Annotated in this window: 19 protein-coding genes; 9 read left to right on the plus strand and 10 right to left on the minus strand. The window is 57.5% G+C overall.

The annotated features are described in order from the left end of the window. Positions 1 to 124: 124 nt before the first annotated feature. The gene (locus tag ACJ77P_RS09270; RefSeq protein ID WP_408998068.1) at positions 125 to 3,862 is read left to right on the plus strand and encodes an Eco57I restriction-modification methylase domain-containing protein; all 3,738 of its coding nucleotides are present in this window, start codon (positions 125 to 127) and stop codon (positions 3,860 to 3,862) included. Positions 3,863 to 3,947: 85 nt separating this feature from the next. Here ACJ77P_RS09270 and ACJ77P_RS09275 read toward each other — a convergent pair whose 3' ends face one another. From ACJ77P_RS09275 to ACJ77P_RS09290, 4 genes are all read right to left on the minus strand, one after another. Further along, a complete protein-coding gene (locus ACJ77P_RS09275; RefSeq protein WP_408998069.1) occupies positions 3,948 to 4,235 on the minus strand; it encodes a type II toxin-antitoxin system RelE family toxin in 288 nt (95 codons plus the stop codon). Further along, positions 4,226 to 4,453 carry a ribbon-helix-helix domain-containing protein gene (locus ACJ77P_RS09280; RefSeq protein WP_367358894.1) on the minus strand — a complete coding sequence of 76 codons (228 nt, stop codon included), beginning with the start codon at positions 4,451 to 4,453 and terminating at the stop codon, positions 4,226 to 4,228. Before ACJ77P_RS09280 ends, ACJ77P_RS09275 begins: the two co-directional genes overlap by 10 nt. 249 nt (positions 4,454 to 4,702) lie before the next feature. Then, positions 4,703 to 5,701 (minus strand): diguanylate cyclase, encoded by a 999-nt coding sequence (locus ACJ77P_RS09285; RefSeq protein WP_367358893.1) that lies wholly within the window; start codon positions 5,699 to 5,701, stop codon positions 4,703 to 4,705. Beyond that, positions 5,698 to 9,024 carry a response regulator gene (locus ACJ77P_RS09290; protein ID WP_408998070.1) on the minus strand — a complete coding sequence of 1,109 codons (3,327 nt, stop codon included), beginning with the start codon at positions 9,022 to 9,024 and terminating at the stop codon, positions 5,698 to 5,700. Before ACJ77P_RS09290 ends, ACJ77P_RS09285 begins: the two co-directional genes overlap by 4 nt. 195 nt (positions 9,025 to 9,219) lie before the next feature. Here ACJ77P_RS09290 and ACJ77P_RS09295 point away from each other — a divergent pair, with 195 nt between their 5' ends. Further along, positions 9,220 to 9,363, plus strand: a complete 144-nt coding sequence (locus ACJ77P_RS09295; protein WP_408998071.1) for a CRISPR-associated endonuclease Cas2 — start codon at positions 9,220 to 9,222, stop codon at positions 9,361 to 9,363. 98 nt (positions 9,364 to 9,461) lie between these two features. Here ACJ77P_RS09295 and ACJ77P_RS09300 read toward each other — a convergent pair whose 3' ends face one another. The 5 genes from ACJ77P_RS09300 to ACJ77P_RS09320 form a co-directional block, all read right to left on the minus strand. Beyond that, positions 9,462 to 10,073 (minus strand): glycine zipper domain-containing protein, encoded by a 612-nt coding sequence (locus ACJ77P_RS09300; protein ID WP_408998072.1) that lies wholly within the window; start codon positions 10,071 to 10,073, stop codon positions 9,462 to 9,464. A 275-nt stretch (positions 10,074 to 10,348) separates the two neighbouring features. Further along, positions 10,349 to 11,467 carry a lipocalin-like domain-containing protein gene (locus ACJ77P_RS09305; protein WP_408998073.1) on the minus strand — a complete coding sequence of 373 codons (1,119 nt, stop codon included), beginning with the start codon at positions 11,465 to 11,467 and terminating at the stop codon, positions 10,349 to 10,351. A 61-nt stretch (positions 11,468 to 11,528) separates the two neighbouring features. Next, the gene (locus tag ACJ77P_RS09310; protein WP_408998074.1) at positions 11,529 to 13,997 is read right to left on the minus strand and encodes an FtsX-like permease family protein; all 2,469 of its coding nucleotides are present in this window, start codon (positions 13,995 to 13,997) and stop codon (positions 11,529 to 11,531) included. 66 nt (positions 13,998 to 14,063) lie between these two features. Next, entirely contained in the window at positions 14,064 to 14,828 is a 765-nt protein-coding gene (locus tag ACJ77P_RS09315) for an ABC transporter ATP-binding protein (protein WP_408998075.1), read from the minus strand. Continuing rightward, positions 14,770 to 15,477 carry a hypothetical protein gene (locus ACJ77P_RS09320; protein ID WP_408998076.1) on the minus strand — a complete coding sequence of 236 codons (708 nt, stop codon included), beginning with the start codon at positions 15,475 to 15,477 and terminating at the stop codon, positions 14,770 to 14,772. The genes ACJ77P_RS09315 and ACJ77P_RS09320 overlap by 59 nt, the downstream gene beginning before the upstream one ends. A 241-nt stretch (positions 15,478 to 15,718) precedes the next feature. Between ACJ77P_RS09320 and ACJ77P_RS09325 the strand changes: the two genes are divergently transcribed. From ACJ77P_RS09325 to dnaB, 6 genes are all read left to right on the plus strand, one after another. Continuing rightward, positions 15,719 to 16,408: a trimeric intracellular cation channel family protein gene (locus tag ACJ77P_RS09325; RefSeq protein WP_408998077.1), complete on the plus strand. Its 690-nt coding sequence runs from the start codon at positions 15,719 to 15,721 to the stop codon at positions 16,406 to 16,408. 118 nt (positions 16,409 to 16,526) lie between these two features. After that, positions 16,527 to 16,991 (plus strand): 30S ribosomal protein S6, encoded by a 465-nt coding sequence (rpsF, locus tag ACJ77P_RS09330; protein WP_408998078.1) that lies wholly within the window; start codon positions 16,527 to 16,529, stop codon positions 16,989 to 16,991. A gap of 14 nt (positions 16,992 to 17,005) precedes the next feature. Continuing rightward, entirely contained in the window at positions 17,006 to 17,275 is a 270-nt protein-coding gene (gene rpsR, locus ACJ77P_RS09335) for a 30S ribosomal protein S18 (RefSeq protein WP_367361346.1), read from the plus strand. A gap of 93 nt (positions 17,276 to 17,368) precedes the next feature. After that, positions 17,369 to 18,346: a DUF2232 domain-containing protein gene (locus ACJ77P_RS09340; protein ID WP_408998079.1), complete on the plus strand. Its 978-nt coding sequence runs from the start codon at positions 17,369 to 17,371 to the stop codon at positions 18,344 to 18,346. 51 nt (positions 18,347 to 18,397) lie between these two features. Beyond that, positions 18,398 to 18,847: a 50S ribosomal protein L9 gene (rplI, locus tag ACJ77P_RS09345; protein WP_367361344.1), complete on the plus strand. Its 450-nt coding sequence runs from the start codon at positions 18,398 to 18,400 to the stop codon at positions 18,845 to 18,847. Between the two features lie 27 nt (positions 18,848 to 18,874). Next, entirely contained in the window at positions 18,875 to 20,239 is a 1,365-nt protein-coding gene (gene dnaB / locus ACJ77P_RS09350) for a replicative DNA helicase (RefSeq protein WP_367361343.1), read from the plus strand. Here dnaB and rpoH read toward each other — a convergent pair. After that, positions 20,236 to 21,126 (minus strand): RNA polymerase sigma factor RpoH, encoded by an 891-nt coding sequence (gene rpoH / locus ACJ77P_RS09355; RefSeq protein ID WP_408998080.1) that lies wholly within the window; start codon positions 21,124 to 21,126, stop codon positions 20,236 to 20,238. The two genes, dnaB and rpoH, sit on opposite strands and share 4 nt — an antisense overlap. 216 nt (positions 21,127 to 21,342) lie before the next feature. Here rpoH and clpB point away from each other — a divergent pair, with 216 nt between their 5' ends. Then, positions 21,343 to 23,934, plus strand: a complete 2,592-nt coding sequence (clpB, locus tag ACJ77P_RS09360) for an ATP-dependent chaperone ClpB (protein ID WP_408998081.1) — start codon at positions 21,343 to 21,345, stop codon at positions 23,932 to 23,934. The last annotated feature ends 26 nt before the right edge of the window (positions 23,935 to 23,960 follow it).

Genomic DNA, 23,960 nt, shown 5'->3' on the forward strand with positions numbered 1-23,960 from the left:
ATCGAAACATGGAGTTCCTTGACCTCTTGTCGCTGACATGATAAGGGTTGCGACAAGCTTTTTCCTGAATCCGCCTGATATTCATTTTTCCCGCCTCACACGACGATGAAAAAGGCCAAGTGACATGAAACTGGACTTAAAAACACCCGGACAGACAATCAATAAGGCCTACGCGAAACAGACCGTCCGCCGCGACGAGCTGGATAAATTCAGAGAAAACCTTTCTGTTCTTTTTGAACGCCTGCGTACAGATGAGAGAGAAGAACACCTAAAGAATTTTATCGCCGATTTCCTCAAGGACACCTGGTACCGCCGCACCAATCTCGTAAATACCAGCGATCACATTGATCTGGCCATCTATACCGGACCATCTTCGTCTGACCCGGTGTCCGTCCTGATAGAAACCAAGACCCCGGTCAACAGACAGGAGATGATGACGCGGGAAAAACCCAATGCCAAGGCCTTTCATGAAATCATCCTGTATTATCTCAAGCAGGTGATTGAAGAACATAATCATGACATCAAGCACCTGCTGGTCACGAATACCGATGAATGGTTCGTCTTCGATGGTGTTTGGTTCGAAAAGCATATCCGGCGGAATCCCAAGCTTGTCAAGGCGTTCAAGGAGTTGAGACCCGGTGGTCATGATAATCGCTTTTTTTATGAGGATGTGCTCAAACCATGGCTTGACGCCCTTGACGTCGCGATCCCCTGTTGCTGGTTCGATCTGCGAAACTACGCGAAGATCATCAATGCTCGGAAGGTCGAAAGCAGGAAACTCATCGATCTGTTCAAGCTGTTCTCACCCCGGCACCTTCTGAAACAGCCTTTTGCCAATGACAGCAACTCGCTGAACCGAGCTTTTTACGGCGAGCTGTTACACATTATCGGGCTGGAGGAGGTCAAGGAAAAGGGAAAGAAACTCATTCGCCGTAAAGTTGAAGGGCGGCGTGATGAAGGCTCGCTTTTGGAAAACACGATCAATCTCCTCCAGGTACAACAGACGCTGGTGACCATGGAAAACCTCGCAGAATATGGTCCCGGCGAGGAGGAACAAATCTTCAGCATTGCCCTGGAGTTGTGTATTACCTGGCTCAATCGCCTCCTGTTCCTCAAACTGCTGGAAGGTCGCCTGATTGCCTGGAACCAAGGCGACACAATCGGCGCCTTTCTAAACAGAGATCATATCAGGGACTTCGACGATCTGCAGGAGTTGTTCTTCGAGGTCCTTGCCCGCCACCCCCGGGAAAGAACAGCGACAATCGCGTCCAAATTCGGAGACATTCCCTACCTGAACAGTTCCCTCTTCGAGTTCAGCGATCTGGAACGGCAGACACTCCAGATCTCCAATCTCAAACATCGTCTTGAACTCCCTCTCTATCCTGCCACGGTGTTGAAGGACGGTTCCGGCAGGAGGGCGAGCGGCACCCGCAAAACCCTTCATTATCTCTTTGAATTTCTCGATGCCTACGACTTCGCCAGTGAAGGAAACGCCCCGATTCAGGAAACGCCCAAAACGATCATCAACGCCTCGGTACTGGGCCTCATCTTCGAAAAAATCAACGGCTATCGTGACGGCTCATTCTATACGCCGGGCTATATCACGATGTATATGAGCCGCGAGTCAATCCGGCGGGCGGTGATGGAAAAATTCAATCGCCATTACGGCTGGAAATGTGCCGACCTCACCGATGTCTATAATGCCATTGCCCCCTCCCAACGGCGTAACGCCAACGAACTCGTCAACAGCCTGAAGATCTGTGATCCCGCCGTCGGCTCCGGCCACTTCCTGGTCTCCGCCCTGAACGAAATCATTGCAATCAAGTCTGAACTTCAAATCCTGATGGACCAGGATGGAAGATTACTGAAAGACTATGAAATCACCGTTGAAAACGATGAACTTTCGGTTCGGGACGAAAACGGACCTTTTGTTTATCGGCCCGGTAACAAAGAGTCGCAGCGGGTGCAGGAAACCCTCTTCCGGGAAAAGGCGACCGTCATCGAAAATTGCCTCTTCGGGGTGGACATCAACCCGAAATCCGTTGCGATCTGCCGTCTCCGGCTCTGGATAGAGCTCCTGAAAAACGCCTACTACCGTCAGGATGGAGAAGAAGGAAGCAAATCGGGAGCCCTGGAAACCCTTCCCAATATTGACATCAACATCAAAAGCGGCAATTCCCTGATCAGCCGGTTTGCCCTGCAGGAGAGCGGCGCTTCCCTGGCGCATTATGCACCGCCGGAGCGGCAGAAACTGCGCAATCTGACCAAACGGTACAAGGAAAAGGTGTGGCTCTACAAACTTTCCACGGATGGGTCGAAACACAAGAACCTCCTTCGGCGGGAGATCGAATCTCTCAAAGAACAGTGGCAATCCTTTTCCTTTCCCGTCGACTGGTACCTGCGTGAATATCGGAAAGTACAAAACCAGCTCGCCCAGACGGTTTTTGACTTCGACCGGGTCGGACAGGAAAAACTTCAGGGTCTGCAGAAGCGGGCGGGAGAGCTGGAAAAGAAAATTTCCGAAAGGCAGCGGACGATCTATACCAATGCCTTTGAGTGGCGTTTCGAGTTCCCCGAGGTCCTGGATGAAAACGGGGAGTTTGCCGGCTTTGATGTGGTCATCGGCAATCCGCCGTATATGCGGGCCGACTCCGGCCAGGAACATCTGAACATGCGTCGGAACATCATCGATTCAGAGCAATACGAGACAGTATGGGAAAAGTGGGATCTGTATATTCCGTTCATGGAGTTGGGCTACCGGCTGCTCGCCCCTTCGGGTGTTGAGGCCATGATCGTCTCAGATGCATACTGCCATGCCAAGTATGCCCGGAAATCTCAGGAGTGGTTCCTGAAAAACAGCGCCGTGACTGGAATCGACTTCATCGGCAGCCTGGATGTGTTTGATGAAGCATCGGTCCATAACGTCATCTGTTTTTTCGAGAAGCGCGACGGAAATTCCAACCGTCCGCTTCGGCGGCTCCATAAGGGTGAATTCGGCAAGGTGCGACTCCTGCCGACGGATGAGCAGGAGCGCCTGTCTTATCGGGTGTTCTTCCCGGAAGATAAAGATCAGATCAATTTACCTAACGTCACAATTGCAATAGGCGATATTTGCTATATCAGTTTTGGATGCCGACCAAACAGTGATGAAAAGATGGCTCGTGGCAAGTTTAAAGTTGCAGATTTGCTTTCTACTGCTAATGATTTGCATCATCCAAAAGCATATATAGAAGCGAAAGACGTTCACAGGTGGTCTTACAATCAGAATCGATGGCTAGAGTGGGGCACGGAGCGCTCTCCTAAACAACTTGCTCGGCCAACTTTTGAAGAATTATATGAAGTTCCTGAAAAAATTGTAGCGGCTGATGTTTCTGGGGCAATAAACAGAGCAGCCTATGACGACGGTCACGTTTATCACAGCCACACATTGATTTCATTTGTACTTTGGCGCTTCTTGCAGGGCATCCGCAACAGATCCCTTCAAAAAACCGCACGATACGCCGATGAAAAGCGCCGAGCCGATCTACCGCAGCGCGAAACCCTAGAGGCGACGAGCCGCCGCTTCCATGTAAAATTCCTGCTGGCGGTCATGAACTCATCCGTCGCACGTGACTTTCTCCGCGCCAACCGGCGCAGCAACATCCATCTTTATCCCGACGACTGGAAAAAGCTTCCCATCCCGGATGTTCCACCGGAAGACCAGGCCCCCATCGTTTCCCTGGTCGATCAGATCCTGACGGCGAGAAAAGCCGATCCGAAAGCCGACATCAGCGAATGGGAAGCGCAGGTGGAAGAACGGGTCAGAGGTCTCTATGGACTGACAGAGCAGGAAAATGCCGTTGTGGAGGATATATCCTCTTGAGAGTGCGGCAAAAACGAGACGCCCATCGGTTCACACGGTTTCCAACATCACGGTTTTTTCGCCCCGGAATGCATTCCCCACCGGCTTAGAGCCGGCCGCCGATATCCTCATAGATGGTTCGTCTATTCCGGATTGCGAGAATTTCCACCTCGAATTCGACAATCCTGAAAACAACCCGGTAACCGCCGACCCGCAGCTTCCAGTATCCTTTCAGATTCTTACGCAGCGGTTCTCCGTATTCGTGGGGGGCTATCCGCAGGCGCTCTTCAATGGCCTTTCGGATCCGGTCTTTCGTTTTTCGGTCGATGAGCGCCAAGTCCTCGGTACGGACAGCCGGGTGATAGCAGAGGGTAAAGGCCATGGCTATTCCCACGTCTCTTCATGGGAGAGTGCTTTTTTCCGGTCAAAACTCTTCGTCCGTTCGTCTGCGAAAGCGGCCAGCGCCACATCTTCCCGCAATTCAATCGCCTCCCGGATCAGATCGCGGGCCAGGGTGGACAGGGACACGCCTTCACTGGCTGCCAGTTCCCGCATCATTTCATAGAGGGGTTTCTCGACCACGACGTTTACTCTCGGATTGCTGGTAGGCATGATCATTTTTCCTTTTTTGATGCAGTGTAACACTAGCGACACACTTCGTCAATTCCAGAAATATGTTTCTTCCGAATGGATGAGAACCTTGTCCCCAAAGAACCGTCAATAAGCCGGTCGGTTGACATTCTTTATTCGTGATCTTAATATTTTTGAAATTTTACCAAAGGAGGCAAGTGAAAAAGGAAGGCGCCACCCGCTGCCCGAACTGCACGTCGGAGCTGAAATCTTAATCGACAAACGGAGGAGTTACGCCCCGGCAACTTCAGCGGCGCAAACCTGCCGGATGTCGGCAGACTTGCGCTGCAATTCAGAAGCGCCGTCCCCGGCTTGATCGGCCTTGGAGCCATGGGCATAGGCCACCCGGTTGCGGCCCTCGGCTTTTGCCCTGTAAAGGGCCGCATCGGCAGCCCGAAGCAGCCCGTCAACACAGCTTTGTTCCGTCGCCTCGGCAACGCCGATGCTGACCGTCACGGGAACAGGCCCCGACGGCCCGGAAATCCGATTGGCGGCGACTCTCTTGCAGAGGCGTTCATAGAGCTGCCCGTCCGACTCCTTTCCCGACGCCGTCGAAATCACAAGGAACTCCTCCCCGCCATAGCGCCCAAAACTGTCGTATGGGCGCAGCTGGCCTTCAATGCAGCGGGTGAAAGCGGTCAGCACGTTATCCCCCACCAGGTGGCCGTGGGTGTCGTTTATCTTCTTGAAGTGATCGAGGTCGCACATGCCGATGCTCAATCGCCCCTTCTCCCGCTTTGCCCGTTCAAGCTCCTCGGAAAGCCTCATCAGAACGGCGCGTCGATTCAGCACCCCGGTCAGCGGATCGTGGGTCGCCTGGTGGCTCAGCTCCGCATAGGCTTTTGCCAGGCTGGCCTGCAGCTCGATCATCCGCCCCCCGACCCGGATTCGCGCCTGCAGTTCTTTCGGATCGTAAGGTTTCACGATGTAGTCATTGGCCCCGGCATCCAATCCCAGAACGATGTCTCCCTTCTCGTCCCGGCTCGTCAACAAAATGACATAAGGGGGATCCGATGTCCTTTCCTGCCTCAGAAGGCGGCAGATTTCCGGGCCTTCCATTTTCGGCATATTCCAGTCAAGAAGAAGAAGCTTCGGCGCGTCGGCCTGCTTCAGGATGTCCCAGGCCGCCTGACCGTCCTCCGTGACAACGGGATCGTAACCACACTTTTTCAAAATGGCCGTCAGAATTCGACGCGATGTGGAATCATCTTCGGCGATGAGAACCTTCATATCAGATCTTCCTCCATGCGCTTTTTCAGGACATCAAAATGCCGCTCCATCTCCGGCAGGATCAAGGCCATCTGCTCCAACCGGCCGCCCTTTACGGTCTTTTCCATATTCAGGGCCGCGGCGCTCAGCGCCATGGCCCCCACGTTGGCCGCGGCGCCTTTCATGGTGTGCGACATCTTCCCAACCAGGTCCCCGTCGTTCCGATCGACGGCCTGCCTCAACCGCTGAAACTGTTCCGGCATTTCTTCCAGGTAGCCTGCGCAGATCTCTCTAACCAGCTCCCGGTCTCCCAGCAGCCGGTCCAGAAGGGTTTGCCGATCGAAAACAACCGGCCCGGAGACCGGATCCGCCTCCCCCGATGACGCTTGAGCCGTCTGCGGAGCCGCGGCTTCCGGGGCGTGGACCAGCCATTTATCGAGCATCTCGGCCAGCACCCCGGGCATGATGGGCTTGGGGATGTAGTCGCTCATGCCCATCCCGATGCAGCGCTCACGGTCTCCCTTCATGGCATGGGCAGTCATTGCGATGATGGGAATCCCGGAATGAAGAACACCGGACCGGCCGTCCCGGATCATCCGCGTCGCAGCGAAACCATCCATGACCGGCATCTGGACGTCCATGAAGACCAGATCATAGGGCGCCCTTCTCAGGGCTTCGATGGCCTCTCGTCCGTTGCCCGCCACGTCGGCGGAAAAACCGAGCTTTCCAAAGATGTGCAGCGCAACCTTCTGGTTTGTGGGATTGTCTTCAACGAGAAGAAGCCGGGCCTTCCGCCGCTGGGCCTCGTTGAGCGTATGCCGGGTCACCATGGCGACATCTTCCGCTGCTCCGGGGTGGATGCTCCGGCCAAGAACGGTCGACAGGCAGTCGAAGAGCTGGGATTGCTTAACCGGCTTGGTCAGATAGGCGGAAAAACCGACGGAGTGCAGTCGCCTGGCATCGCCCCGTTTGCCCATGGAGGTCATCATGATCAGTAGGGTATCCTTCAACAGGGGGTCCGCCTTGATCGCCTTCCCCAGGGTCTCCCCATCCATGACGGGCATCTGCATGTCTGTCACGACAATCCGGTAGGAATCGCCTTTCTTGCTGGCTTCACGCAGGAGCGACAGGGCATCCGGTCCGTTTGTGACCTCGGTATGGCGCATCCCCCACGAATCCAGCTGTTCGGAAAGGATGAGGCGGTTGGTGGCGTTGTCGTCTACGGCGAGAACCCGCACTCCGCGGACATCGGCGCGTGGAAGTCCCGCTTCGATGTCCCTGCCTGGCTTCCTCCGCTTGAAGACGGCGGTGAACCAGAACGTCGACCCCTGCCCCTCGACACTTTCCACGCCGATTTCGCCCCCCATCAACTCCGCCAGACGCTTCGAAATGACCAGCCCGAGGCCGGTCCCGCCGAAGCGCCGCGTCGTCGAGGCATCCACCTGCTGGAAGGGGTTGAACAGAAGGCCGATTTTCTCCCGCGAAATCCCGATACCTGTATCCCTCACCTCGAAGCGCACCCTGATGAGCGAGTCCGTTTCCTCCACGGAAGCCACATCGAAGGAAACCTCGCCGCGGGCGGTGAACTTGACGGCATTGCTTCCCAGGTTGATCAGGATCTGGCGGAGGCGTCCCGGGTCGCCGCACAGGTAGGTATGCAGCCCCGGATCGATGCGGCAGGTGAACTCGAGGTGTTTCTCATGGGCGCGCGTGGCGAGAATTGCCGCAGAATCCTCCACCGTATTGCGGATGTCGAAATCCAGCTCCTCCAGCTCGATCTTTCCCGCCTCGATCTTTGAAAAGTCAAGGATGTCGTTGATGATGCCGAGCAGCGCCTCTCCGCTGGAATGGATCGTTTCGCAATAGGCGTGCTGCTCCTTTGACAGGTCGGTATCCATGAGCAGGGCGGTCATGCCGATGACGCCGTTCATGGGGGTTCGGATTTCATGGCTCATGTTGGCCAGGAACTGGCTCTTGGCGATGTTGGCGGTCTGTGATTCAAAGGCCATCTCGTTGGCCCAGCCGATGGCCTTTTCAAGCTCATTGTTTACCTGCGCCAATTCCGCCAGGGTGCTGCGCAGGGTTTCGTCGGCTATTTTCTGATCGGTGATATCCCTCAAGATGGCCACGGTGTGCCACTGGTCCTTTACCTGGACGGAAGAAAGCGATATGGCCACGGCGAGCTCCTGCCCGTTTTTCCGGCAGGCCTGCGATTCCATGGTTTTTCCCATGAGGCCCCCCCGGCCTGTCTGCTGAATTTCCCCGAATGCGGATTGATACGCCTCATGAAGGCGTTTGGGTGCGATGCAGTCGCAGAAATTCCGGCCCATCGCCTCCCCGCTCGAGTACCCGAAAATGCGTTCGGCAGCGGGATTCCAATAGGAGATTTTCCCCTGACAATCCGTCATGGTGATGGCATCCTGGGCGGAATCCGTGATGGCCTTCATCTTGGCTTCACTTTCCAGCAGGGCCTCCTCGGTCTGCCTACGGGTGATGATGCGCCACAGGCCGTCCATCAGGAGTTTCAGCTGACGGAGGTCGTTCATTCCATAAGGCGTGGCCTTGTTGCCGACTCCCGCCACGGCGGCAATGCGATTCCCGCTGAAGATGGGGATGTTCATGTGACGGATGATGGGGACGTGACCCTCCGGCGTCCCTTTCTTGCACGGGCTTGGAGCGGCATAATCGTTGGTGATGATCGCCTTCCTCCGCCGCACCGCCTCACCCCAGAGGCCCGTTTCTTCCACGGGATAGACGAGGGGCTTGTCGGCGATCCTGCAGGCGGCATGGGCGGACCGGGACCAGTATTTCATGGTCAACACCGTCTCGTCGTGGTTGAGAACGGCGAAATAGCCGATTCCGCTGTTCGTAAGGGCAATGCTCTTTTCAACGGCGAAGGGGATGATCGTTTCGATCGGCTGGTCGGACATGGAGTTCAGGGTCAGCAGCGATTCCATCCGCTCGGCATCCTGGATCAGCGTTTCCGTTGATTTTTCCTGCTCCGTCCTGTCGACCACGGTCTCGATGACGGCTGTCACCCGCCCGTCCGAAGAGGACGCAAGAGGCGTTGAAACGACATGCAGAATCCTGATCCCATCGGGGGACCAGACTTCCATCTTCGCCTCATGGGACTGTCCGTCTTCCAGGGTTTTGAGGACGGGGCAATTCGGGCAGGATCCCTCCCGTGGATGAAAACGAAAGACTTTATAGCAAAGCGGTTGATCCTCGATCTTCAGTGCGGGAAACCATTCCCGAAACCGGTTGTTGATGGCCAGCACCTTGAGATCCGGGCTGAGCATCGCTACTCCAAATGTACGCTCTTCCTTGACGTCTGAAGATATCACGCTAATGATTCTCCTTGAAAAACTTCTTCTTGAATCGTTCTATCAATGGTACGGACAACTCCATGCAAGTGAAAAGCCTCACTCTTCACAATTTTCATCTTAACTTTCTTTTTTCAGCTTTTTTTCTCCTGCACCCCGGGCGGTAGGGTTCAGATGTTTATAAAGGTGGATGCAAAAGGCGGAGTTTTCGCCGCTATGAAGAAAAGGGTTGAACAGGTGATCGTTCCGGAGGAGGACGGCGTCACGTATTTCCCCCTCTGCCGGAAATGCGCGGGAACGGTGGAGATTATCGGCCAGGGCGTCTACAGCGATCCCGACGAGGAATATTGCATTTATTGAAAATTTAGAGGGGAAGGAAAGGGCGGCGGGGTTTTCGGAAATCCGCAAGGGTGGAAAAGGCCCGGAAGCGGGCCGTTTCCACCTCACGGTGTTCATCCTTATCTGACGGTAAAGGAGGTCTGCATTTCGTCGGAGACCTTGCCGGATTTGACCTTGTAGGTAACGATATAGAGCCCCTTTTTCGCCGTCTCCGGCAACGTCAAGGGAACGCTTGACGTGAAGGTGCCTCCGCTTCTCTGCATCGTTATCTCGGGATTCCCGACGAGTTCACCTCCGAGCCGGATCTCCCTCTTTTCGACGACTTCGTGCTGAACGTCCTTTTGATCGCTCAGAAAGGCATAGGTCATCTTGAGTTCCACCGTACCGCCCGGTTCGGCGATCCGGGGAGTCGCCGTGGCGTCTTCAATTTTCAGCAGGGTCCCTTGGCTTGCATCGTAGCCGTATTTCTTGGCCGTGTCATTTTCGCTGCGCCTCTGGTCATAATAGTAGTGGCCGATGACGCCCCCCACCAGCGCCCCGACCAGACCGCCGATCACAGCCCCCTTGGCGTCCTTGCCCACAACCGCGCCCAGGACGGCTCCCGTGGCTGCGCCGATTCCCGCACCCGTCGCCGCCCCCTTGTGCTCGTCCGACACGGTGGGCAGCGTCTCGCAGCCGATTAAAGAAACAAAAGCAATCATGACGAAAGCGATCAACCATCTGCGTCTCATATCTTCCCTCCTCACGAATTCCGGATTTCTCTGTTCCAGTCGATCCCTGAAACAGCGCCGTTTGAATACCAATCCCTGAACGCTTCGCGCATCGGCCCGGGCCGGGTCAGCAATGGTGCGGCTGCCGGCAAAGACGATCCCCTGCGCGGCCCCTTTGTCCATCTTCGCACTGTCATGCTTTGATCCTGGTCTACATATCGCTCTGTTACTATCTCTCCCAACCGAGATATTTGCAATGGAAAACATCCCGATGAGTTAAATCTCCCGTTGTGCCGCTAAAAAAGGCCGCCGATGCTTCCCGCGTATCCGGTCATTTCAATGTAGCCTTCGCAGGTGACCGCCTGTTTCTTCAAAACTCCCCTGCCCTCCACGGCCCCTTCGTAATAATTGACGCCGGTCGATCCCTCCGTCGTCAGCTCCTGATCCTGGAGGGAGGGGGCCAACCGAAAGGAGAGATCGGCGGCGGGAACATCGATCTGCCAGCTGCTCGGGTAGCGGCCCCCTGTTTTCCTGCTGTGCCAGGTCCCCAGGACGTTCACCGCAATCTCCGAAAGCCCGAGATGGCGATATGTTCCATCCGCTTCCACCAGCGTTCCCGAAGATTCCTTCTCCAGGGTTCCATCCCGCTTTCTGAGAAGGTAAATCATGAGCTCTCGGCCGTCGGAAAAATGCAGGGAGAACCAGTCCCAGCCGGTCTGATCTTTCGCCAGGGTGTTCGAGCCGAATTCATGATCGAACCAGCTCGTCCCGCGGACCTCGACGGTCCTGCCCGTTTGGGCTGTTTTCAACCGGCCGGCCGTTTTCAGGTCCGTAAAGGAATAGTAATAGGAGGCCTGTCCGGCCCGCGGGCCTTTCCGGCTCAGGCCGTTTTGTCCATGCAGAACGGGCGGTTTTCCGGGCCTCAGGGTCAGATCAAGCTCCGTCTGACCATGGCGGGCCCGGATCCGGATCTCCTCCTGTTCCATCCGGGCGAACCAGTTCAGGTTCCAGACGTTCATCCTGCCCTCTTGCGAACCGGCCAGGCCGGGGCCCGAGCGGCTGATGCGGTCTGTAAAGAAGAATTTCGACCGGGTTGAATCCGTGACGGCAAAATGAGCGGGATAGACGTCGCGAAGAGACCAGGAATTGCGGGGTGGGGGGACGGCCTGTCGAATGCCGTGCCTGAAAAAGGTCAGCTGGTATCCATAGCGGTTCCCGGCGGCATCGACCAGATTGCCCGTGAAATACCACCACTCCGTCTTGAACTGCCGGTGATCGCCGTGATCCCGGGGGAACCTCCACTCCCGGGGGCCGATCGCCTGTTCCCAGGCGTCCCCGGCCCGGGCAGGCAGGCAGGAAAGCATCACTGCGAGCACGATCAGCGCGCTCAAGATTCCCTTCGTACGCCGTTTCATCACAACCCTTCCGTTTCCTTTCCGTCCATCTCCGAAAATCCCCGGACGCCTTCCACATCCCTTAATCATCGCGGATCTGCATCTGCGGATAGGTCCGCAGGACCATCCAGATGGGATAAAGCGCCGCGCCCAGGCTGGCCAGAAACGCCGTTAAGGCGACGATCAGGTAGGGGGAAAGGTGGGGATGGAAAAAGATCGTCCAGTTGAAGCTGCGCAGGTTGATCACCCGGATCAGGATGACGGCGAAGAGCGTCCCGCAGCCGATGCTGAACAAAAAGCTCAGCAGCCCCATCCCGAAAGCCTCCAGAAGGGTCAGAAGGGAGACCTGGCCCGTCGAGAAGCCCAGGGCCCGGAGAATGCCGAACTCGCTCCGGCGTTCGAGAAAGAGGGTCATGAGGGCGCCGGCAATTCCAAAAAAGGCGATGATGATGGCCATGACCCTCATGGAACGGGTGATCGCGAAGGTGCTGTCAAAGATGGCCAGGATGTTTCCGAAAAACTGCTCCCGGGTGTAGACGGGCAGATCATGCCGCAGGGCCTTGTGCCGGATCAGATCGAGAGTTTCCGTCCGCTTTGGGTCTCCGGGATCCAGGAAAACCGCCACGCTGTTGATGGTTCGGTCGTCAAAGAGGTGCAGGTAGGTGTTCCGGTCCATCATGACGAGTCCGTGCTCCGTGGAGTAGTCGTAGAATACGGCTTCCACGCGCAGCCGGGCGGGCCCCTGCCGCGTGTCGAGGAGAATCGTGTCCCCGGCCTTCACGCTGAAGTTCCGGGCGAAGCTTTCCGAAATGATCACATCGCCACGCTTTACCGCCTCCCAGTGCTCATCGCCTCCCCCGCCCAGCCAGGCGAACCGGGCATGCCGCTGCAGCACGGGGGCGGAAACGGAGGCCGCGAACATGGGCCTGTTCCGGTAGCTGAGCTGCACCTTCCGATAGGCATCCACATCAACGCCGGGAATCGTTTTCAGTTCGTGGTAGAGGCCTTCCGGGACCTCCCGCTCCGACGCGGTGGAAATGTAGAGATCGCCGCGGAACTGCCGGTCCATCCACCACAGGAGCGATTCGCGGAAGCTTCCGATCATGAGGGACAGCCCCAGGGACATGGAAAGGGCGACCATGAAGGCTGCGATGGCGACGGCGGTCCGCCCCAGGTTCCGGCGGATGTTTCCGGCGGCGATCTTCCCCGGCAGCCCTCCCAGGAACTTGAGAAAACCTGCCATCAAAGGGGAAAAGAGCATCACGGCAAATCCGGAAAGAAGGCTCAGCGCGAAGAGGATTCCGAAAACGGCCCCGAAGGCGGCGTAAATGGAGCGCGACGGAACGAGCAGAACGGCGGCGCTGATCAGCAGAATCAGGAGGCCGGCAGCGGCGGCCCTCTTCGACATCCTTCCCCACTGGTGGCTTACGGACCGCCCTGAAAGCGCTTTGACGGGGTCTGTGCGCGACAGCTCGATGAGCGGAAAAAGGCTTCCCAGGAGGCTCGCCCCGATGCCGACGATCACCCCGGCGGCGGGCATCCAGAAGGACCAGGCCATGGGGACGGGGCGAAGAAAGAAGTAGAGGTTGGTGATCGTTCCGCCGAGGATCTCGATGAGGAAGCGGCTCAGGAGATACCCCAGGAGGCTTCCCAGTGCGCCCCCGATGCCCCCGAGGATGAGGATTTCCGCCAGAAAGGCCGCAACCACCTCTTTGCGGCTTGCTCCCAGGCTTCGCAGCACCCCGGCATCCCGCCTGCGGCTGACGACGGCAAACATGGCCGTGTTGTAGATGAGAAAAACGGCGACAAAGAGCGCCATCAGGGACAGGGCTTCAAGATTCAACCGGAAGGCCCCCAGCATCGCGCCGAAGGTTTCCCGGCTCTGCCGGTTTGACCTGATCCGGAAGCCCTCATCCCAGCGGCTTATAAAGACCTGCTCCTCCGCCAGGACGAGATCGACGGCGTCGATGAGTCCGGGCACCTTGAAGAGCTCCTGGGCGTGGGCGATATCCATGAGCAGGAGGGGCTCTCCGGAAGGGTTGGGAAAGGTTCCCAGGACGGTCAGCTCCCCGCGGGAGGTCTTGATTCTGCCGCCCGCCGCGAGGTTCAGTTCCCGGGCCAGGCCGGCTTCCATGAGAACCGCCTTTTCGTCAAGAATGAAGGCAAGGCGGTCCCCGGCAAAGGACGCGCGGGCCAGCTCGGGGCGGATGGCCAGATCCAGAAAGGGATCAACGCCCAGGATCCGGATCTGGCTGCCCTTTTCCAGGCGGAGGCGGCGGTCGATGACCGGTGAGAAGGACTGCACGGAGGGATCGCGCATCAGATCCCTCAGGATCGCTTCGTCCATGGGTCCCGCATCCCGCTCGATGCGGTGGGTCGATTTCCCCTGGAGAAATTCAATGGCCCCGGTGAAACTCGCCAGTGCGGACATCGCGGAAAGCCCCATTCCCAGGCAGGCCGCCACGCCGAAGGCGATTCCCATCAGCTGAAGGAGCGTCAGGCTCCGCCTCCGAAGAAGGTATCTCAAAAACGCCTTGGTAACGGTTCCCATGAACGGGCCTCTTTGTGGATATTTCCCGCTTCCCGCCGGGCCAACGCCCTGCCCGGGGGCACCGGGCTAGTCGGCCTCCCCTTCGCAGGCGCCCTCGGGATGGATTTGGCCGTCAACCATGCGTAGAACGCGATCGGCAAACCGGCGGGCCATGGGGGTGTGAGTCACCATGAGAAGCGACATCCCGGACTCCCGGCATCGCGACGAAAGAAGTTCGAGAATCTGCAGCCCGGTGGCGGTATCGAGGTTGCCCGTCGGCTCATCGGCCAGGATCAGGGCAGGCTCCTTGACGATGGCCCGGGCGACGGCGACCCGCTGCTGCTCGCCGCCGGACAGCTCGCCCGGGTAGCGCTGTTCCTTGCCCTGGAGTCCGACGCGCTCCAGGGCCTCGTAGGCAGGTCCCGGCGACGGCTTTCCCGCCAGTTCGAGAGCGAGGTAGACGTTTTCAAAGGCCGTCAACGTGGGGATGAGGTTGAAGAACTGGAAGATGAACCCGAGGCGCGTCCGGCGCAGCTGGGTGCAGCCTTTGTCTCCCAGGGCCTGCAGGTTCTTCCCCTCGATTTCGATCGTGCCGCGGCTCGGCCGGTCGAGCCCGGCCAGAAGATTGAGCAGCGTCGTCTTGCCCGAGCCGCTTTTTCCCAGAAGCACCAGGACCTCGCCCCGGGCTATTTCCAGGCTTGTGCCGCGCAGCGCCGCGGAGCCGGCGGCTCCGTTTTCATAAATTTTCCATAAATCAACGACACGAATGACGGGGGGCGAGCGAAGCTGCCGGCTATCTGTCGCCGTTTCCGTGTCCACGCCCGTGCCCTTTACCTCCTTCGCCTTTTCCATTCCCATGCTTCTCCCCTTGGTGGCCGTAGCCCCATCTCTCGCTTCCATGAGGTTTCGGCTCGTGGGGCGGCCTGTTCATCGCCCGGGGTTCCGGACGGGGCTTCGGTCCGCGCATGTCCGGATGTTCGGGCCGTGCGGGCGGCTGGACCGAGCGATGCGGCGGCGGCGCTCCCCTCGGGGTTTTCATAGCCGGGACGCCCCAATGCTGCTGCTTTTCCCAGTGCTTATCCCGCTCCCATCCTCTCCAGTTCCGGGGAAGCTGAGAGGCGGGAACTCTGTGCCTGTTCCAGGGATGCCCTTTCCAGCGCCGATTCCGATAATCGTCTCTCCAGGCCGGGGGGACGTGCCTGTAAAAAGCGGGGACACCCTGATAGTAAGCCCAGCCCTTGTCATAGCGGGGCGAACGGTACCACCTGCCCTCCCAGGGCCGCCACCAGAAGCCTCCGTAAAAAAAGAGGTCATGGGGCACATCCGGAACGGCATAGATATACGTTTCCGGAATCACGATCGTGACCGGCGGAACGGAAAATACGATGGGCGGGGGCAGTGGAATGCCGATATGGACCCCCACATCGACACCGGCCTTCGCGGAAAGGGGCAGGACGGTCAGCACCGCCAGAAGCAACATCCCCGGAAACATTCTTTTCATGACTGTTTTCAAACCTCCTTGACATGGATTCTATCTGTGCAGCGTCGGCGCGCATTCTATCCCTTCTCCCGCGGCAAATCAATGGAGAGATTTCGTGTCCCGCGCTTCGGAAAAATGAGCCCGCGCACCGGGCTGGACAGAGGATGAACCGGGGCAGCGAGTCCCTTCTCAATTGACAAACAGGTCAACACATACTATGGGTGACCGGTGTGAAATTACTCACGAGATTTCAGGAAGAACAATGGCCTTGACGTATCTTCTCGACATTCTGGGCACCCTCGTTTTCGCCGTTTCCGGTGCCTTCCGGGCCGTCAAATACGAGCTGGATTTCCTTGGGGTCCTGGTGCTCGCCGTGGCCACCGGGGTCGGTGGGGGAATTCTCCGGGATATCCTCATCGGGTCTGTTCCGCCGGCGGCCTTCCGCGATGAAACCTACCTCTTCGTCTGCCTCCTCGGCGGGCTTCTCGTCTTTCTGGCCGCGCCGAAGATCGCGCGCCGCTGGGACCTGGTCATGGCGGCGGACGCCGTGGGGCTGGGTGTCTTCTCGGCCATCGGAGCCGCCAAGGCGGCCGAGTTTCATCTCGGCCCGCTGGGCATCGTAATGATGTCCGTTCTGACAGCCACGGGGGGAGGCGTCATCCGCGATATCCTCGTCAGCGAGATCCCGGCGGTGATCCGAGTCGATTTTTATGCGACGGCGGCCCTCTGCGGGGGGCTCTGCTTCCTTGCCGCCGGACTGGCCGGCCTGGGCGAAACGCTGCAGCTCTTCTCCTCCATACTGGTCGCCACGGGCCTGCGGCTGGTCGCCATGATCTACAGGATCAATCTCCCCCGCGTGCACAGTCTTCCTGAATCCCCAACGGAATTGACCCAGAAGCGCAAGGCCGGAAAGAAGACAGGGCCGGAGACGCAAGGCCCCCGTCAGCGATAAATCGCTTGATTTATGATCAGCCATGATATAGAAGGCGATGTTATTCTAATTTCTAGTTGAAGGACTCCTTATCCGGACCCCGGTGTCCGGATTTTAGAGCCGAGAGGAGGAAAAAAAATTGAGAAGATATGAAACAGTCGTCATCGCCCAGGCCAATCTTCCTGAAGACGACCTGACAGGCCTGATCGACCGCTACGCCTCCATCATCACCGATCGGAAAGGCGCCGTCGTCAAGGTGGACCGATGGGGAGTAAGAAAGCTGGCGTATGACATCCGGAAGCAGTCGAGGGGAGCTTATGTGCTCTATGATTTCGCCGCAACGAGCGATGTGGTGGCGGAGCTCGAACGGATTCTCAAGATCGATGACCATGTCCTGAAATTTATGACGGTCATGACGGATGCGGAGACAACGCTCGAAAAGATCACGCAGGAAATTGAAGCTCTCACGAAGAAGGAACCAGCCGAAGAAAAGGCCGCAACTTCCGCGGAGCCCGCGCCGGAAGCACCCATCAGCGCTCCATCGGCGGAAGCCGGTGAGCCTGCCGGAACCCCTGAATCACCAGCTACCGCAGAAGAGAATTAAAGGAGGCATATCTCATGGCCGCATATGAAAGGCGCCCCAGACCGTCAGGACCGCGGAAGAAGTTTTTTCACCGCCGGAAATACTGTAAATTCTGTTCGGATTCAACAATCAAGATCGATTACAAACGACCGGATCTCCTTCACGACTACGTCACGGAGCGTGGAAAGATCATGCCCCGCCGGATTACCGGAAACTGCTCCAAGCATCAGAGGGAATTGACCCAGGCCATCAAGAGGGCGCGGACCATCGCCCTTCTGCCTTTTGTCGTCACGGAAGGCAGGTAATCAGGATATCCGTTTGAAGGGCATTTCTTCTCTTCGGAGGAATGCCCTTCGTTTTGGATGGATCTCCGCAGAGGGGCAATTGGGTGGCGGCTTGTGTTAAAGAGCGAGGGAGAAGAGAAGGTCATTGTCATCCGGGATTTTCTGACGGGCATCGCCGTCTCGTCCATGGTGTTCATCCTGGCGGCGGCGTTTCCAAGCTCCGCATCCTTCCTCTTTTTTCTCGGGCCCCTGCCCATCATTTTTTATTATTCCAAACTTGGCAGACGGCTGGGGCTGTTCCTCGTTCTGGGCGCTTTCGTCATCGTTTTGTCCGCCCTCGGCGCGCTGGGTCATGGGGAATACATTCCCCTTTTCTGCCTGCTCGGATTTCTGGGAGTGACGGTCGGCGAGCTCCTGGGAAGAAGGCTTTCGATCGAGCAGACGGTTCTGATTTCCCTTGGAATCGTAATCATCCCGATTCTGCTGCTCATCGCCTACTCGATGTTGCGAACAGGCAATCCGCCCTGGCGCTGGGCTGAGCCGTACCTTGTCCGGACCATCCTGGAAAACGTCAAACTCTACGCGGAGATGGGTGTGCCTGCCGAACAGATCAACCTGCTTCGGGAGAATGCACCGAAGATCGCCCATACGTTTATAAACATTCTTCCCTCTCTGAGCCTGATCAGCCTGGCCCTCTGCATCTGGCTCAATACCATCGCCGTCAGGGCCATCTTTCACCGCCAGGGGGTTCATTTTCCTGATTTCGGCGACCTGACGCGGTGGAAAGCGCCGGAAAAACTTGTCTGGCTGATTATCGGAAGCGGGGGGATGCTTTTGATCCCCGAGGGCAGGGTATTCTACACCGGGCTGAACCTCCTGCTTCTTGGCCTTTTTGTTTACCTGCTTCAGGGGCTGGCGATTGTCAGTTATTTTTTTAAGACGAGGAATATCCCCGTCATCCTGAGGTCCATATTTTACGCATTGCTGATTTTTCAGCTGACTCTGGTTCTTCCGGTCATTGCCGTCGGTCTTTTCGACCTGTGGATTGACTTCAGAAAATTCAATAAAAAGATGGACGGTTCCACGGCGTGAGAATCGATCGCGTCGGTAAATGCCGTTCTTTTTAACAGGAGGGTTAACTTCATGAAAGTCATTTTGAAAGAAACTGTCGAAACGCTTGGAAAAGCGGGAGATATCATTAAAGTTGCCGATGGATACGCCCGCAACTTCCTCATTCCCAAAGGATTGGCCGCAGAGGCGAACGTTCGGAACATCAAGGCCTTGGATCACGACAAGCAGAACATCGTCCGCAAGGCCGAGAAGGAAAGGAAACGCCACGAAAGCCTGGCCGCCAGCCTTGCCGGCGTCACCTGCACGATTTCCCGCCGCGTGGGAGAGCAGGACAAGCTGTTCGGTTCGGTGACGGCAAAGGACATTGAAGAGTCCCTGCTTGCCCAGGACATCACGATCGACCGGAAAACACTCGTCCTTGACGAACCCATCAAGGCCATCGGGGAGTTCCCCATCGTCGTCAAGCTTGGCGCGGGCGTCACGGCCGAAATCAAGGTGAACGTCATCCCGGAACAGGCGTAGGCGACGCCGCAGGTGCAGGGCCAGGCAATGAAAGCAAGCGACATCGACGTTTCTCTCCATCGAATCCCCCCTCAGAACCGGGAGGCGGAGCAGTCCATCCTGGGGGGGATCCTGCTGAACAACGAGTCCCTGCACAGCGTCCTGGAAATCCTGAACGCCCCCGATTTCTACAGCGAGGCCCATCGCCGGATCTTTTCCGCGATCCTCGATCTCTACGATCGGAACGAACCCTGCGATCTCATCACGCTGAGCAGCATCCTCAAGGACAAGAATCAACTGGACAACGTGGGAGGCATGGCCTACCTTGCCTCCCTCGTGGACAATGTCCCCTCGTCGGCGAACATTGTCTACTACGCAAGAATCGTTAAGGAAAAGTCCGTTCTTCGGTCGCTCATCGGAACGGCGACGGAAATCCTCAACAAGAGTTATGATTCGGGCAACGAAGTCGAAGAGGTTCTCGATTCCGCGGAACAGGCCATTTTCGAAATCTCCCAGCACAAGATCAAGCCGGCCTTCTCGCCCATGCGGGACATCATCAAAGAGAGCTTCAAGACCATCGAGCAGCTTTACGAACGCAAAGCCTCGATCACCGGGGTAGCCACGGGATTTGAACGGATCGACGACATGACCTCGGGTCTGCAGAATTCGGATCTCATCATCATAGCCGGACGCCCCAGCATGGGGAAAACGGCCCTGGCCCTGAACATCGCCTCCTATGCCGCCATGGACGCGGCGGTTCCCGTGGCCATCTTTTCCCTGGAAATGTCCAAGGAGCAGTTGGCCCTTCGCATGCTTGCCTCCGAAGCCAAAGTGGATTCCCAGCGTCTGCGTAAGGGCTTTCTCGGCGAAACGGACTGGCCCAAGCTGGCCAACGCCGCCGGTCGGCTCGCCGACGCGCTCATTTTCATCGATGACACTCCGGCGATCACGGTTCTGGAGATGAAGGCCAAGTCAAGGCGGCTCAAGGCGGAATCGGGACTGGGACTGATCCTCCTGGATTACCTGCAGCTGATGCGCAGCGGCAACTCCAGGGAATCCAGGGAGCAGGAAATTTCAGAAATCAGCCGCTCCCTGAAGGCCCTCGCCAAAGAGCTCAGCGTCCCCGTTGTGGCGCTCTCGCAGCTCAACCGCAAGGTGGAAGACCGCTCCGACCGCCGGCCCCAGATGGCGGATCTACGCGAGTCCGGGGCCATCGAACAGGATGCGGACGTCATTGCCTTCATTTATCGGGATGAGGTTTATAACAAGTCGGAAGACAACCCGGAAAAGGGCATTGCGGAAATCATCATCGGCAAGCAGCGAAACGGTCCCACGGGAACGGTCAAGCTGGCCTTCATGGAAAAATACACCACCTTCGAAAATCTGGCCCGGTCCGACGACCTGGCTTCCTAACTTCCCGCCTCCAGCAGCTTCCGCTCCTCCCCGAGATAGGGCAGGGCAAGGCGGAGCTTCTTCAGCGCCTGCTTTTCGATCTGCCGGGCCCTCTCCCGGGTGATGTGATACAAATCGCCGATCTCCTGGAGGGTCTTGGGGTCATCGGCCATGACCCGATGCTGGATGATGTACATTTCCTTCTCGTTCAGAACGGCAAGGGCCCCCGAAATGTTCTTCTGCACCAGCTCCGTTTCTTCCTTTCGGATCAGGGCGGTTTCCTGATCTTCGCCCGCATAGGTGAGATAATCCATATGCGACGCCCCCCCATCCTCGCTGACGGCCATATCCAGGGACAGATCCCGGTTGCTCATGCGGACATCCATCTCTTGAACCTCATCGACCCGGACGCCGAGGGAGTCCGCAATCTCGCTGAACTCGGGGTTTTTCAGGGACAGCGCCTGCAGTTCCTTTTTGGTCTGATTCAGCTTGAAAAAGAGCTTCCTCTGGGCCTGGGTCGTCCCGATTTTAACCAGGCTCCACGTTTTTATAATATAATTCTGTATATAGGCCCGAATCCACCAGACCGCGTAGGAAATCAGCCGATAGCCCTTGTAGGGATCGAATTTCTTGATGGCATGCATCAGGCCGATATTCCCCTCCTGGATGAGGTCCGCCAGTTTCACTCCATAATTGCGATACTCATGGGCAATCTTCACCACAAATCGCAGGTTGGACACCACCAGTTTTTCGGCGGCCTCCATATTCCCGTTCTTCGTCCAGTCGATGGCGTATCGGAACTCCTCTTCCGCGGACAGCACCGGAAATTTGTTGATCTCCGCCATGTAGACTTCAAGGGCACCGGCGACAGCGGGCAGTTTCAAAATGAAGGCATCCTCCTTTGACATGATCCTGTTTCAGCATTCTAATTATTGTAACCTGATAGTCAAGACCTTTTCCAGGATGAATCTTTTGGGTCCGGCGAGGTTGACAGACCTGCACCCCATGGTTAATTTACCAATGAAAATTGAACGGTTCCAATAACTGATTTCCAAATCCATTTCTGCATATACGCCGCCGGAACTCCCCCCCGGGGGAACGGGAAAGTGCGTAAGGGAGGAACGATGCGTTTTGACAAATTTACGCTGAAGGTGCAGGAAGGCCTGCAGGAGGCCCAGGGGCTGGCCGGAAACCACGGCCACCAGGGCATTGATGCGGAGCATCTGCTGCTGGCCCTTCTTGCTCAGCCGGAAGGCATTGTGGGCAATATTCTGAAAAAGCTGGGAGCGGACCCGGCCCGGATCGAACAGGATCTCAAAAAGTCCCTTGAACGGCTGCCCCGGATATCCGGGCCCGTCCAGCCTTACCTCACTCCGAGGCTCAACAGGGTTCTGGACAAGGCCATGGAGGAAGCCGCCCATCTCAACGATGAGTATGTCAGCGCGGAGCATGTGCTGGTCGCCCTGGCCGATGAAAAGGAGGGCGACGCGCCCCGGATTCTGAACTCGGCCGGGGTGACGCGGGACAACATTTTCAAGGTTCTCGTGGAAATCCGCGGAAATCAGCGGATCACGGACCCCAATCCCGAGGAGAAATACCAGGCCCTGAAGCGCTATGCCAAGGACTTCAACGAGCTGGCCCGCAAGGGGGCCTTTGACCCCGTCATCGGCCGGAACGATGAAATCCGGAGGATTCTGCAGGTCCTTTCCCGGAGGACCAAGAACAACCCCGTTCTGATCGGGGAACCCGGCGTCGGCAAGACGGCCATTGTCGAGGGGCTGGCGCAGCGGATCGTCAATGGCGACGTTCCGGAGACCCTGAAAAACAAGCGGGTCGTCGGGCTCGATATCGGGGCCCTCGTGGCGGGAGCCAAGTATCGCGGTGAATTTGAAGACCGGCTCAAAGCCGTCCTCAAGGAAGTGACCAGCGCCCAGGGGGAAATCATCCTCTTCATCGACGAAATTCACACGGTCGTCGGCGCGGGGGCGGCGGAAGGCGCCGTCGACGCCTCCAACATGCTCAAGCCGGCCCTTGCGAGGGGCGAGCTGCGCTGTGTCGGGGCGACAACCCTGAATGAGTACCGCAAGCACATGGAGAAGGACCCCGCCCTGGAGCGGCGCTTTCAGCCCATTCTCGTGCGGGAGCCCAGCGTGGAAGACACCATCGCCATTCTCCGGGGGCTGAAGGAGCGCTACGAGATCCATCACGGCGTCCGGATCAAGGACTCCGCTATCGTCGCCGCGGCGACCCTTTCGAACCGGTACATCAGCGACCGCTTTCTTCCCGACAAGGCGGTGGACCTCATTGACGAAGCGGCGTCTCGATTGAGGATCGAACTGGACAGCCTGCCCGCCGAAATCGATGTCCTGGAAAGAAAAGCCATCCAGTTGGAAATCGAGCGCCAATCCCTGAAGAACGAAACGGACAGCGCTTCCCTGGAAAGGCGGGACAAGATCGACCGGGAGCTGGCCGAGCTCCGCGAGGCCATGGACGGCATGAAGATGCACTGGTCCGAGGAGAAGGAGGTCATCAAGAAGATCCAGACTCTCAAAAGTGATCTTGAGAGCCGCAAGAACGAAGAGCAGGCGGCCATGCGGGAAGGAAATCTCGCCAGGGCGGCGGAAATCCGCTATGGCAAACTGGTGGAGCTGAACCGGGCCCTGGAGGAGGAGCAGAACCGCCTCGAATCGATCCAGAAGGAAAGAAAGATGCTCAAGGAGGAGGTGGACGCCGAGGATGTGGCGGAAGTCGTCGCCAACTGGACCGGAATCCCCGTCGCCCGGATGATGGAAAGCGACGTCCAGAAGCTCATCCACATGGAAGAGCGCCTCGGACGGAGAGTGATCGGCCAGGAGGAGGGCATCCACGCCGTCTCCAGCGCCCTGCGCAGGGCCCGATCCGGTCTTCAGGACCCCAACCGCCCCATCGGCTCCTTCATCTTCCTCGGCCCGACAGGTGTGGGGAAGACCGAACTGGCCCGGGCTCTGGCGGAATTCATGTTCGACAACGAGCAGGCGATGATCCGCATCGACATGTCGGAGTTCATGGAGAAGCATTCCGTCGCGCGCCTCATCGGCGCTCCTCCCGGCTACGTGGGCTACGACGAAGGGGGTTACCTGACGGAAGCCGTCCGCCGGCGCCCCTATTCGGTTCTCCTTTTTGACGAGATCGAAAAGGCCCATCCGGACGTCTTCAACATCCTGCTCCAGATTCTCGATGACGGCCGCCTCACCGATGGTCACGGGCGGACGGTCGATTTCAAGAATACGATCGTCATCCTGACGTCGAACGTGGGCAGCCAGTGGATCCAGGATATCACCCTGCCGCCTGAAGAACGGCGGATGAAGACGATGGAGATCCTCCGCGCCACCTTCAAACCGGAATTTTTGAACCGGATCGACGACATCATCATCTTCCGTTCGCTGACCATGGCGGATATCGACCGGATCATTTCGATCCAGATCGGCCTCCTTCAGAAGCGCCTGGAAGATCGAAAGCTTTTCCTGGAATTGACAGAAAGGGCCAAAAAATATATATCCGAACAGGGATACAGTCCGGTCTACGGCGCCCGGCCGCTGAAGCGGGCCATTCAGAAGCTGCTTCTCGACAGTCTCTCTCTGAAGCTCCTGGAGGGCGCCTTTGTCGAAGGCGACTCCATCACGGCGGACATCGACGAGCGGGGCGGCATTGTGTTCTCAAGGAAAACGGATCATTAATCATGCCCTCTTCTTCCCTTTTCCCG

Source organism: Syntrophus buswellii (assembly GCF_046097065.1).
GTDB classification, from domain to species: domain Bacteria; phylum Desulfobacterota; class Syntrophia; order Syntrophales; family Syntrophaceae; genus Syntrophus; species Syntrophus buswellii.

Bases quoted from the DNA above. Each gene is read 5' to 3' on its own strand.
- ACJ77P_RS09305 (WP_408998073.1), bottom strand. From the start codon at position 11,467: ATGAAACGGCGTACGAAGGGAATCTTGAGCGCGCTGATCGTGCTCGCA.
- rpsR (WP_367361346.1), top strand. From the start codon at position 17,006: ATGGCCGCATATGAAAGGCGCCCCAGACCGTCAGGACCGCGGAAGAAG.
- rpoH (WP_408998080.1), bottom strand. From the start codon at position 21,126: ATGTCAAAGGAGGATGCCTTCATTTTGAAACTGCCCGCTGTCGCCGGT.
- ACJ77P_RS09315 (WP_408998075.1), bottom strand. From the start codon at position 14,828: ATGGAAAAGGCGAAGGAGGTAAAGGGCACGGGCGTGGACACGGAAACG.
- ACJ77P_RS09300 (WP_408998072.1), bottom strand. From the start codon at position 10,073: ATGAGACGCAGATGGTTGATCGCTTTCGTCATGATTGCTTTTGTTTCT.
- rplI (WP_367361344.1), top strand. From the start codon at position 18,398: ATGAAAGTCATTTTGAAAGAAACTGTCGAAACGCTTGGAAAAGCGGGA.
- dnaB (WP_367361343.1), top strand. From the start codon at position 18,875: ATGAAAGCAAGCGACATCGACGTTTCTCTCCATCGAATCCCCCCTCAG.
- ACJ77P_RS09320 (WP_408998076.1), bottom strand. From the start codon at position 15,477: ATGAAAAGAATGTTTCCGGGGATGTTGCTTCTGGCGGTGCTGACCGTC.
- ACJ77P_RS09285 (WP_367358893.1), bottom strand. From the start codon at position 5,701: ATGAAGGTTCTCATCGCCGAAGATGATTCCACATCGCGTCGAATTCTG.
- ACJ77P_RS09295 (WP_408998071.1), top strand. From the start codon at position 9,220: ATGAAGAAAAGGGTTGAACAGGTGATCGTTCCGGAGGAGGACGGCGTC.
- ACJ77P_RS09280 (WP_367358894.1), bottom strand. From the start codon at position 4,453: ATGCCTACCAGCAATCCGAGAGTAAACGTCGTGGTCGAGAAACCCCTC.
- ACJ77P_RS09270 (WP_408998068.1), top strand. From the start codon at position 125: ATGAAACTGGACTTAAAAACACCCGGACAGACAATCAATAAGGCCTAC.
- clpB (WP_408998081.1), top strand. From the start codon at position 21,343: ATGCGTTTTGACAAATTTACGCTGAAGGTGCAGGAAGGCCTGCAGGAG.
- ACJ77P_RS09325 (WP_408998077.1), top strand. From the start codon at position 15,719: ATGGCCTTGACGTATCTTCTCGACATTCTGGGCACCCTCGTTTTCGCC.
- ACJ77P_RS09310 (WP_408998074.1), bottom strand. From the start codon at position 13,997: ATGGGAACCGTTACCAAGGCGTTTTTGAGATACCTTCTTCGGAGGCGG.